The sequence below is a fragment of the Gluconobacter sp. genome, assembly GCF_047723935.1.
GTDB lineage: Bacteria > Pseudomonadota > Alphaproteobacteria > Acetobacterales > Acetobacteraceae > Gluconobacter.
In genome coordinates this window covers 19059-29813 of the sequence record NZ_JBDOBO010000028.1, presented here as the reverse complement: position 1 = coordinate 29813, position 10755 = coordinate 19059, and the positions used below count along the sequence as shown (strand labels likewise).

The window sequence follows — 10755 nt, the reverse complement described above, 5'->3', positions numbered from 1 at the left end:
CGAACCCTCCTCAGAAGCTTGGAAGGCTACTGCATTACCACTATGCTACGCCCGCCCTTAGGTTGCCGGTGTCATACTCCATTCCTCAGCATCCTCGCAAGAGGGGGAATGCCAGAAATGAAAAATATGAACCTAGATGCTTATGGGTACTTGACTTTCATCCCTGAACATTATCTTTTCCGCCCCACTGTCGTTGGTGTATCACAGTCTTTGTGGTACCCCCGATGATAGGGGCGTAGCTCAATTGGCTAGAGCGTCGGTCTCCAAAACCGAAGGTTGTGGGTTCGAGACCCTCCGCCCCTGCCACCCCGCTTTACCGGATAGCTTTTCCGGCACCGGGACGCGGATTTTCATTTGATTCGAGGACGATGGTGTCGGTCACTACCCCGAAAGACGAGTCGCGTAAGACGGCGCCTCATAAAAACGGATCCGGCTTCAATCTGGGCACGTACATCAAAGACGTGCGCAACGAAGCCAAGCGGGTTACGTGGCCTACACGTCGTAACACCCTCATTACGACGGGTGCGGTGCTTGCCATGGTTACCGTGACCTGCATCTTCTTCTTCATCGTGGATCAGGTCATTGGCCTGGGCGTCCGCGAATTGTTTGGCGTTGGAGGCTAGGTCCGCAGCATGGCAAAACGTTGGTACGTTGTGCATGTCTATTCCGGGTTCGAGAAAAAGATCGCGAGCCACATTCAGGAGCAGGCTGCACAGAAGGGCTTGTCCGACCACTTCGAGCAGATTCTTGTTCCTTCGGAAGACGTGACGGAAATGCGCCGGGGCCGTAAGGTCAATTCAGAGCGCAAGTTCTTCCCCGGCTATGTTCTTGTGAAAATGGAACTGACGGATGATGCATGGCATCTCGTCAAGGACACCCCCAAGGTCACCGGCTTTCTGGGAACGCGCAATCGCCCGACCCCCATCACGTCCGCAGAAGCAGACCGGATCATGAAGCAGGCTCAGGAAGGTGTGGAACGTCCACGTTCTGCCCTCACCTTCGAGATCGGCGAGCAGATCCGCGTTGCAGACGGCCCGTTCACGTCCTTTACGGGCATGATCGAGGAAGTCGACGAAGAACGTCAGCGCCTCAAGGTCAGCGTTTCCATCTTCGGTCGTTCGACCCCAGTGGATCTGGACTTCACGCAGGTTGAGAAGCTCTAATCTCTTCTGTTGAGGCCATATGAATAAAAAAGGCTCCCAGACGGGAGCCTTTTTTATTGCCTCGAATGTGCCCTCTTACCGGCTTGAAGGGGGGAGTGAGCGCAGTCGGGACGCGGCATGATCTGCGAGTGCTGACAAACCCTGGCTCAGAGACGCTACCAGCTTACCGGTATCGCGCTGCGAGCTCTCTGGAGATTGCCAGGCAAACGATTCAGTCAGAACGGGACCAATCATTTTTTGCGCAGGGTGAACAGACACTGCCCCCGTGATATAGGCACGCCCCACTGAATCAGCTTCGAAGTTCCGAATCGTCACCTCTACGTAAGCTGTCGGGGTTGTTGTCACCGCATCTCCTTGTGACACGACCGCCGTGCCCGGAAGACGCTGCGCTAAATCAGTCGTGAGCGTCTGAGCAATCATATCGGGAAGCGCTTCACTCCAGCTATCACCCGTAGCCAGCTTGGTCTGGTAATCCCGATTTTGCCGGACGATCGTATCCCGATCGAGACGCAAAGGGACAACAGGCGTCCGGACCTCTACGACGACTGGTCCACCGCCCTGAGCCGCTCCAGATATGGGTGACAGCGTATAAAGGGTGGGGTCACTGCTACAGGCTGCCAGAGCAGCCGATAGACCAACCATGCATCCCACGGACAAAAGGCGCATACGAAAAGACGAATATTTTGCCATGGGGTCAGTTCCTGCGGCCTGTAATGAGTGCTGATGGGTGGTGTCCCAGATAATCCGTCAGAAAGCGCAGCGAGCGCGCCATCTGCGTCATCTGTGTAATCATACCCTGAAGGCTACGATGGAAATCCGTATCTCCACCGTAGGCCCCCAGAAGAGTCTGGGCGTTGGTCAGAGTTCCTTGCAGGGCCGTCATAAGCTCCGGAAGATGCTGATTGGCATTCTTGCTCAACGCATCCAGATTTTGGAGCGAGTTCCGCAAGGCTACCAGAGACTGCGTCACTTCGCGGCTGTTCAAACGGCCATCCGCATGTGCGATCAGGTCATTAACGTGCTCACCAATCTGCGTAAGCGGCATGGCGGCAATTTTGTCTGTGATGGTGGAAACAGATTCCATGATCCCATCCATGCCACCTGGCTGACTGGGCAGTACTGCTATGTCACCCTCATACGTCATGGTGACAGGTGGGGTGTTCTTCACGAATTGTAGTCCGATCAGAGACTCACCCGTCAGGAAGCTGGCACTTTGCACAGAAGCGCGCAGACCATTGGCCACAAACGCTGCAAGGTATTCCTTGGCACGCGCAAGCTGGCTTTCATTCCATTCCGGCATCATGCGCTCAGGCTCGATCTGCATTTCCACACGCACTTTCGGCTGCGCCTGCGGAGAGGGCATCTGCAGCTTTACGGACGTAACCGTACCAACCTGCAAGCCAAACAGGCTGACCTGACTTCCGGCAGCCAGCCCCTTCACGGACGTATCGATATACGTCACGACACGAAGACGTTGATGATACCGGGCACTCTCTGCATCAGCCTGACTGGTATAGAGCTTGAAAACCGAGTTTGCAGGCGCGACCGGAGCATTAATGGCATTTCGGTTATCCGGCAGGCCAAACGCCACACCGCCGGAAAACAGCGCTTGCAGCGACTGCATCTGAACCTTCAGACCACCCGCACCAAGCCCAACCTGAATACCCGAGACATTCCAGAAGCGGCTGTCGGTCCGCAGGTAGTGGTCATATGGAGCCTTGATGAAGACCTGCACAACGATCGGCCCCTCGCCGCCTGGCGGCATGGTATAACCGAGCACATCACCCACAGGCACATCCCGGAAGAAGACAGGAGCTCCCTCGCCCAGTGAGCCTAGAGCTGGCGACACAAGCCAGAATGTTGTTCCAGGCTGATCAGAACGAACGCCAGGAGCAGCTTCAAGGCCGCGGAATTCGGTTTGATAGTGCTGTCCGGATGTTCCAGGATCAATGGCAATATAGGCACCGGAAATCAGTGTATCGAGCCCGGTAATGCTTGCACCGTTAATACGTGGCCGCACGACCCAGAAGCGTGTGCTGTCCGTCAGGATATGAGCACTATTTGCGTTCATCTGAACCTTGACGCTCACATGGCGCATGTCACGGCTCAGGGTAATTTCCTGGACCGTACCCAACGTCACGGCCTTGTTCTTGACCTGCGTCTGGCCGGGAGTCAGGCCATCCGCTGTATCAAAGGTAATCGTGATTTCGGGTCCACGCGTGGCAAAATGCTTCCAGGCCAGCCAGCCAGAAATCAGAATGGCCAGAACCGGAATTAGCAGGATCAGGGAGAAGCGGGTCCGGCGTACCGGAGCTTCCTCCGGAAAGGCCGGCTGCTGCCCGCGATCATTTCGGGAATCGCTCACGCGCTTTCAGGCTCCATATGAGAGGTATCAGAAGAAGGAACGGGGCCATCAGGTGCCCGCGTGTCAGGAAGAGTACGGCCCGCCGCATCCGTGGGGACGGAGCTGTTCAGACCGGCCGCATCCCACATTGACCGAGGGTCAAACAATTCCACGGCAAAAATGGTCAGGATCACGACCAGTGCAAAGCAGATCATTCCGGGATCGGCAGCGACATTGGCCAGAAACGCAAAGTGTACGACCGCACAGAGAATAGAGATCATAAAAACGTCGATCATCGACCAACGTCCAATAATGTCCACCATGCGATAAAGCTTCCCAAGCAGTGGCAACTGCCACCGGGACCGCAGCTTTGTGCTGATGATCATAAAGCTCAGGGCCAGAATTTTCAGCACCGGAACGGTAATGCTGGCGAACAGAACCAGCAGGGCCAGAGGCACCATCCCAGCCTGCCACAGCTCGATAACACCACTGATAATTGTACTGGGCGCCCCCGAGCCTACCTTTGTGTAGGTCATGACCGGCAACATGTTGGCCGGGATGTAGAAAATAACGCCTGCAATCAGGAGACAGGTTGCCGATGCGAGGCTCTGCCTTTTACGCCGCCGGAGAATCTGGTCACACCGCGGACAGTCTCCCATATCAGCCTCCTGCAAGACAGGGTGATCGAAGGCAACCACCAGCCCGCATGCGTGACAGGAGAGCATATGCTCAACAGGAGGAAGTGCGTCTTCATGAGCATCCAGATGGGCGACATCCAGAACACGCCCGCGATGACCATCCACCCTCTTCCGCAAATCGCGGTTATTCCAAATGAGGTCATCATCGAAGGTGGAATCCATGGCAGCCATCGTCAGCATCAGGCCACCCAGCAGGTACACCCCCGGCTGCAAATCAACGAGGGCAAGATCAACCAGCTTGGTATAGGCAACCAGAACGCCCAGGACATAGACTTCCACCATGGACCAGCCCCGAAGACGGTCGTACCAGGTCAAAAGTCTTGGGGTCCAATCCGGCATATGGGGACGAGATGCGCCGTACAGCACAGCTCCCATCAGAGCAATGACAATCCCCGGCATGGCCAGAGTTGTCAGTCCAACCAGGAAAGACATGGTGTTGTAGCCCTGATGCGCCAACTCGATAGGACCAGACATCAGGGCAACCGTGTTCTCACGCCCATAGACATTTAGCGTCATGAGGGGGCTGATCAAAAGAGCAATATAGAGCGCTGCTGAAGCCACACAGAAAGCGGCGGGCGCTCCGATGACAGAGGTCTTGCGCCGCCGCACAATCTGCGCACCACATCGCTCGCACTCAGCCAGGAAACCCGGCTTGAGTTCCGGAACTCTCTGGAACAACCCACAGACAGAGCATTCGTGCAGACCTTCCACGACATGCAACGCCGCACGTGGGCGCTGCGGGCTCCGGGAAAGATTGACGGCATTCTGCCAAAGACGTTTATGAAAACGGTCAGTCATGACGCTCCTAACCTAACGCATGGAGCCGCCATAAGACAGTGCAGCCAGCACGAAGTGGCCCACGCATCAGGATCTGATGTCGGATGGTAGACCCATTTTAGAGCATTTGCCCAGAGCCAGAAAATTTTCCGGCAATATTTTGACAAAAAACCAGGCACTGCAGTTTGCAACAACACTTAATGTGTTTGCCTACCTGCTGATCTATTTTGATTCCGAGGGGAATGCCTCGATGGTGCCGGAGAAGAGATTCGAACTCCCGACCCCATCATTACGAATGACGTGCTCTACCAGCTGAGCTACACCGGCGCATCCATCGAGGTGGGCGCGTTTTAACTAACGCTTTTGAGCTTGGCAAGCCCTTAATGAAAGAAAACCATCTTACATTCTATGAAAACGTCACATCTGACAGCACAATCAAGCAAAACTCCAACCACGCTAACGCGTAAAGGCGTCATACACCTTGTTTTCAGGAGGACAGACCATGCCGCGTGGAGACAAATCAGCCTACACGGACAAACAAAAACGTCAGGCTGAACATATTGAAGAAAACTACGAAAAGCACGGCGTCTCAAAGAACGAAGCCGAAAGCCGTGCTTGGGCGACCGTCAACAAAGAAAGTGGCGGCGGCAAGAAAAGTGGGTCAGGCCGGAAAAATCACCCGAAAGATTAAATCCGGCCCAATCTGAGTAATAAATTCTTCAGGTTGCATCCCAAACGGCACGGGCAGCATCAACTCCAGCGCCACGCGGCAGACTGACACCCTCGCCTGCAAGAACAGCCTCAAACGCAGCCAGGGTCAGTAGAACCTTGTGCTTCTGCGCATTCACACCCATCGCGCCAATACGCCAGATCTTGCCTGTCAATGGACCGAAAGACGAGACGATCTCGATTTCAAAGTCCTTGCGCATCAACTCGCGAACACGGGCATTATCAACCCCTTCCGGAACCCATACGCCAGTCACATTGGTCATCCGCGTAGCATCGTCGCCATAGACGCGCAGCCCCATCGCCCGCAGACCGGCCACCATGGCCCGTCCAGCACGCGTATGACGTGCGACACGAGCATCCACACCTTCCTCAACCACGATCCGAGCAGCCTCGCGGGACGCATAAAGCATGGACGTCGCTTCGGTGTGGTGGTTCATCCGTGCCGGAGACCAGTAATTCATGAGCATCGCCAGATCGAAGTAATTTGACTGAATTACCGGCCCCTCACCCTGCGGCTGGCCCGTAGCAATACCCGCCTCATCATGGCGCCGACGCAGGATGGCCTCCACGGCACGATCCGATAGCGTGATCGGCGCAGAACCCGGCGGTCCGCCCAGGCATTTCTGAAGCCCGGCGGTGGCGACATCGATGTTCCAAGCGTCCGTCTTGAATTCCATGCCACCCAGCGTCGCAGTCGCATCGACATACAGAAGGACATTATGACGGCGACAGATCGCACCAATTTCAGCAAGTGGCTGGGCAGTTGTGGTGGACGTATCTCCATGCACGGTCGCCACAAGGCCAGGCTTGTGTTCGATGATGGCAGCTTCAATGGCAGCCGGTTCAACAACCTGCCCCCACTCAACATCTACAGTACAGGGAATACCGCCACACCGGTGAACAATCTCTGTCAGCAGAAGACCAAAGCGCCCGATCCGCGGGATAAGCACTTTCATGCCTGGAGAAACCAGCGAAACCAGAGCAGCCTCAATGGCCGAGCGGGCGGAACCGTTGATCAGCAGCGTCCAGTGATTTTTTGTCTGAAAGACTTCCCGGTACAGCGCCATGGTTTCATCCATGTAAGCCGTCATTTCCGGGTCCATCTGGCCAATGACGTCCGTTGCCATGGCTCGCAGAATGCGTGGGTGCACATTGGCAGGCCCTGCACCCATCAGCAGGCGCGACGGCGGATCAATTTGAGCAAAAGACGAAGTCATGACTGATATTCCTTGACGAAAGCGAGCAGGGCGCGATGGGCGAGTTCAACATCTTCCACAAGCACCGTCTCATCTGGATGATGGCTCAGGCCACCCGGACTGCGAATAAACAGCATACCCATCGGGCAGAAGCCTGCCATAGCCATGCTGTCATGCCCGGCGCCACTGAGAAGCCGTGGGGCGGAACGCCCTGTCACCGTTTCAACAGCCGAAGCGAACCGTTCAATGATCCCTGGGGAGCAGGCAGCCGCTGCCAATTTCTGTGGAGCTGTAAGGGAAACCTCTAGTCCACGCCGGTTCGCAATGTCCCGAATATCGGACCTGATGCCCTCCGCCAGCGCGTCACGGAGTTCATTGGAGCCTGCACGCATATCCAGTGAAAACCAGACATCTCCGGGAATAACGTTAGAAGTGTTGGGCGTCACTTCCATCTGTCCAACCGTTGCGACGAGGTTTCCGGCGCCGTTCACTCCACGCTTTTCCACAGCCAGCATCATCTCTGCGGCCCCAGCTAGTGCGTCGCGGCGCAAGGTCATTGGCGTAGTGCCCGCATGATCGGCCTGCCCTTTCACCATGACGCGCTGTCGGGTCTGGGCAGCAATAGCGGTGACGACGCCCAAAGGCTCATCCGCAGCTTCCAGACAGGGGCCTTGTTCAATATGCGGCTCGATAAAGGCCAGAATATCCTCGGGTCGGCGCGTCGCGTTTTCTATCTGCGCCGGATCCAACCCGTACGCCAGCATCGCTTCAGCAACCGTCATGCCCTGAGAATCCGTTACGCCCTGGGGGACGGCACTTATCTCTCCTGTCATCGCTCGGGAACAGATCATGGGAACAGGAAAGCGGGACCCTTCCTCGTCACCAAACCCAATAACCTCGATCGGGAATGGAAGGCGTGTGTCCTGTTCCTTCAAGGCTGCAACCAGCTCGATTCCCAGCATCACCCCGAGGTTGCCGTCAAAAGCTCCCCCATTCCGCACCGTATCAAGATGCGAACCAATCAGGAGAACCGGGGCCTTTGGGTTCGTGCCCTCATAGCGACCAACCAGATTACCCACGGCATCCGTTCGCACATCCATACCCGCTTCTTCCATCCAGATCTGGACCTGAGCGAGGGTATGCCGATAAGATGTTCCGAGCCAGTAACGGAAAAGGCTACCAGCCGTCTCGCTGAATGGAGGTTCAACGAGGATGCGGCACCGTTGAACGGCACGGGCTCCGTGGGCTGTCATTTTGTCTCCGCCAGAAGGACGTACAATCTTGGATAAAGTTTGCGCTCATAACGGGACCAGATCAAGTTGACCTCGTGATAAAACTCACCCCACATATTCGCATGAAAGATCAAACCCACCTTGATCCCATGCATCTTCAGTCGTTTTTGGCGGTCGCAGAAACTCTGCATTTCACGTCTGCCGCTCAGATGCTGGGCGTCAGTCAGTCAACCATCAGCCAGCATGTCAGCCGACTTGAGGAGCAACTGGGCACTCGTCTCCTGGCACGCAGCACCAAGACCGTCCGCCTCACGGAAAACGGCACGGCCCTCGTCTCATTAGGGCAACGCCTTCTGCAGGTTGAAGACAGTCTGTTTGCCTATTTTCGGGATGGTACACCGCGCGGCACCATACGGCTGGGGGTAACGGAAGACCTGCTCTTAACGCGTTTCCCGGAAATTCTGGGTGTCTTTCGCACTGCCCATCCGTCTCTTCAGATCACAATGACAGTCGGGCTTAGTTCATCCCTGACGCGCCTTCTGGACAATGACGAAATTGATCTGCTCTGCGGTATGCGGCGCTCTTCCGAAACGCATGGTCAAAAGCTCTGGACCGAAGAGTTACGGTGGTTTGGCCCAGCGCAAACACCATTCACAGAAGGCCAGTCCATTCCACTGGTGACTTTTCCCGAAGGCAGCGTGACCCGGCGCCTTGCAATCGAAGCCCTGAACCGTGCCGAACTCCCGTGGCACATCGCCTTCACCAGCGGCAATCTGAGCGCAATTCTGGCCGCTGTCCGTGCAGGATACGGCATTACGGCACAACCCGGGTTTCTGCGAGAGACTGAGGGGCTTTCCCTCTACGAGACGCCCTCGCTCCCGCTTGTCCCGAATGTCGATTTCATTGCGGCCACACGTCACCAGACGGCTCAGGGGCCAGAAGAGCTGCTGATCCAGACTTTGTGTGACCATATCTCCCGCCTCCAATCTTCCTCTCCTTCCTGACGGGTATTTTCCATGCAGACGCCCAATTCTCTCCGCGGGATGGTGACATCCCCCCATCACCTCGCAAGTCAGGCTGGACTGGACGTCCTGAAGGATGGCGGGACAGCTATTGAAGCCATTGTAGCAACAGCCGCCGCACTGGCTGCGGTCTACCCCCACATGACAGGCCTCGGTGGGGACTCGTTCTGGCTGATTTCCTATCCGAACGGACAGACCATCGCGATTGATGCCTGCGGACGGCTGGCCAGAAATGCCACGCTGGATCTGTATGCTCAGGCTGGTCACAGCGTCATCCCTTGGCGCGGCGGTCTGGCGGCCAATACCGTCGCCGGAACGGTCTCTGGATGGGAAGCAGCCCTGAAAGAAAGTGCCAAGCAACAGCCCGCCCTGCCACTTGACCGCCTCCTGCGCGATGCCATTCACTATGCCAGCACAGGACGCGTCGTTTCGGAGAGCGAAGCCGCACTTCTGAAGGAAAAGCAGGCGGAGCTTTGTGGAAATGAGGCTTTTCGGTCTTTCTGCATCCCTGACGATATTCCCTGGCAGGAAGGAGAAATTCAGACCTCGCCTATTCTGGCGGCTACACTCCGAAGCCTCGCTCACCACGGTCTGCGGAGTTTTTATGAGGGCGATCTGGCAAAAGGCATGGCGGCCGATCTTGAGGCCGCTGGCAGCCCCCTGCGTCTGGAAGACTTCCTGTCTCATCGCGCTGAAGTCAAAGCGCCACTGGATGTTCAGACCTCAATGGGGACACTCTATAATATGGCACCCCCAACACAGGGTGCAGCCTCTCTGCTGATCCTCGCGCTGGAAGATCGTCTTCCACAATGCGACGCGCCAGAAAGTTATGAGCACCTTCACGGACTGATCGAGGCCACGAAGCAGGCTTTTCGTTACCGAAATCGCGAAATCGATGGCCGCTCAACCGCGGAAGACGATATTCGCGCCCTTCTGCAAAACCCGTCAGCGCTGGACGAAATGGCCGCCCGCATTTCTATGGCCGAAGCATTCCCCTGGACGGAAGAAACCCAATGGGGCGACACGACATGGATGGGTGCCATTGATAGCAACGGTGTAGCCGTCAGCATGATCCAGAGCCTTTATTTCGAGTTCGGCTCCGGTGTGATGCTGCCGCAAAGCGGTCTGTTCTGGCAGAACCGTGGATCTTCATTCCGCCTGAAACCCTCTGGCTGGAACTGCCTGCTTCCCGGCTCAAAACCTTTCCACACCCTGAACCCCGCCGCTGCGCGTCTCAATGATGGCCGCGTCATGGTTTACGGAACCATGGGGGGTGAAGGCCAACCCCAGACACAGGCCGCCGTTTTCAGCCGCTATGCCCGACACGGTGTTCCACTGCAGGAGGCGATCTGCCGTCCCCGCTGGCTCCTGGGTCGCACATGGGGGCAGGAAAGTACGTCGCTCAAACTGGAGCCTGGATTTGATCCGACGGTGGTGCAGGCTCTTCACGATGCAGGACATGTGATTGAGCAGCTTCCTGGCATGTCATCCATCATGGGACATGCCGGAGCCATCGTAAGGCATGCGAATGGTCGCCTCGAAGGGGCTACCGACCCACGCAGCGATGGTTCCGTGGCGGCCTGGTAACTTAAAG

At 56.5% G+C, this 10755-nt stretch carries 9 protein-coding genes, 2 tRNA genes and 1 pseudogene; 6 read left to right on the top strand and 6 right to left on the bottom strand.

Annotated features, from left to right (window positions below; translation table 11 throughout):
• The first annotated feature begins 229 nt into the window (after window positions 1-229).
• From ABF979_RS10340 to nusG, 3 genes are all read left to right on the top strand, one after another.
• Window positions 230-306 (top strand) — tRNA-Trp (locus ABF979_RS10340).
• Window positions 307-368: 62 nt separating this feature from the next.
• The gene (gene secE, locus ABF979_RS10335) at window positions 369-623 is read left to right on the top strand and encodes a preprotein translocase subunit SecE (RefSeq protein WP_232309136.1); all 255 of its coding nucleotides are present in this window, start codon (window positions 369-371) and stop codon (window positions 621-623) included.
• A gap of 9 nt (window positions 624-632) precedes the next feature.
• Window positions 633-1163: a transcription termination/antitermination protein NusG gene (nusG, locus tag ABF979_RS10330; RefSeq protein WP_415559596.1), complete on the top strand. Its 531-nt coding sequence runs from the start codon at window positions 633-635 to the stop codon at window positions 1161-1163.
• 75 nt (window positions 1164-1238) lie between these two features.
• Here nusG and ABF979_RS10325 read toward each other — a convergent pair whose 3' ends face one another.
• The 4 genes from ABF979_RS10325 to ABF979_RS10310 all read right to left on the bottom strand — a co-directional run bounded on the left by ABF979_RS10325 (window position 1239) and on the right by ABF979_RS10310 (window position 5309).
• Window positions 1239-1853, bottom strand: coding sequence for a membrane integrity-associated transporter subunit PqiC (locus ABF979_RS10325; protein ID WP_415559594.1), 615 nt, complete (start codon window positions 1851-1853; stop codon window positions 1239-1241).
• A gap of 4 nt (window positions 1854-1857) precedes the next feature.
• The gene (locus ABF979_RS10320) at window positions 1858-3528 is read right to left on the bottom strand and encodes an intermembrane transport protein PqiB (RefSeq protein WP_415559593.1); all 1671 of its coding nucleotides are present in this window, start codon (window positions 3526-3528) and stop codon (window positions 1858-1860) included.
• Window positions 3525-5003 carry a paraquat-inducible protein A gene (locus ABF979_RS10315; protein WP_215751036.1) on the bottom strand — a complete coding sequence of 493 codons (1479 nt, stop codon included), beginning with the start codon at window positions 5001-5003 and terminating at the stop codon, window positions 3525-3527. Before ABF979_RS10315 ends, ABF979_RS10320 begins: the two co-directional genes overlap by 4 nt.
• Window positions 5004-5233: 230 nt before the next feature.
• Window positions 5234-5309, bottom strand: a tRNA-Thr gene (locus ABF979_RS10310).
• Window positions 5310-5484: 175 nt separating this feature from the next.
• On the opposite strand from ABF979_RS10310, the pseudogene ABF979_RS10305 reads away from it, so the two are divergent.
• Window positions 5485-5652 (top strand): annotated as a pseudogene (locus ABF979_RS10305) (plasmid stabilization protein); the annotation flags it as partial.
• Window positions 5653-5701: 49 nt separating this feature from the next.
• On the opposite strand, the gene ABF979_RS10300 reads toward ABF979_RS10305, so the two are convergent.
• Window positions 5702-6928: a pyridoxal-phosphate-dependent aminotransferase family protein gene (locus tag ABF979_RS10300; protein WP_415559591.1), complete on the bottom strand. Its 1227-nt coding sequence runs from the start codon at window positions 6926-6928 to the stop codon at window positions 5702-5704.
• Window positions 6925-8160 carry an allantoate amidohydrolase gene (locus ABF979_RS10295; protein WP_415559589.1) on the bottom strand — a complete coding sequence of 412 codons (1236 nt, stop codon included), beginning with the start codon at window positions 8158-8160 and terminating at the stop codon, window positions 6925-6927. Before ABF979_RS10295 ends, ABF979_RS10300 begins: the two co-directional genes overlap by 4 nt.
• A gap of 101 nt (window positions 8161-8261) precedes the next feature.
• Here ABF979_RS10295 and ABF979_RS10290 point away from each other — a divergent pair, with 101 nt between their 5' ends.
• Complete coding sequence (locus ABF979_RS10290) at window positions 8262-9143, top strand: LysR family transcriptional regulator (RefSeq protein ID WP_415559588.1); 882 nt, start codon at window positions 8262-8264, stop codon at window positions 9141-9143.
• Window positions 9144-9182: 39 nt separating this feature from the next.
• Entirely contained in the window at window positions 9183-10748 is a 1566-nt protein-coding gene (locus tag ABF979_RS10285) for a gamma-glutamyltransferase family protein (protein WP_415559598.1), read from the top strand.
• The last annotated feature ends 7 nt before the right edge of the window (window positions 10749-10755 follow it).

Bases quoted from the DNA above. Each gene is read 5' to 3' on its own strand.
- ABF979_RS10295 (WP_415559589.1), bottom strand. From the start codon at position 8,160: ATGACAGCCCACGGAGCCCGTGCCGTTCAACGGTGCCGCATCCTCGTT.
- ABF979_RS10315 (WP_215751036.1), bottom strand. From the start codon at position 5,003: ATGACTGACCGTTTTCATAAACGTCTTTGGCAGAATGCCGTCAATCTT.
- secE (WP_232309136.1), top strand. From the start codon at position 369: ATGGTGTCGGTCACTACCCCGAAAGACGAGTCGCGTAAGACGGCGCCT.
- ABF979_RS10285 (WP_415559598.1), top strand. From the start codon at position 9,183: ATGGTGACATCCCCCCATCACCTCGCAAGTCAGGCTGGACTGGACGTC.
- nusG (WP_415559596.1), top strand. From the start codon at position 633: ATGGCAAAACGTTGGTACGTTGTGCATGTCTATTCCGGGTTCGAGAAA.
- ABF979_RS10290 (WP_415559588.1), top strand. From the start codon at position 8,262: ATGAAAGATCAAACCCACCTTGATCCCATGCATCTTCAGTCGTTTTTG.
- ABF979_RS10325 (WP_415559594.1), bottom strand. From the start codon at position 1,853: ATGGCAAAATATTCGTCTTTTCGTATGCGCCTTTTGTCCGTGGGATGC.
- ABF979_RS10300 (WP_415559591.1), bottom strand. From the start codon at position 6,928: ATGACTTCGTCTTTTGCTCAAATTGATCCGCCGTCGCGCCTGCTGATG.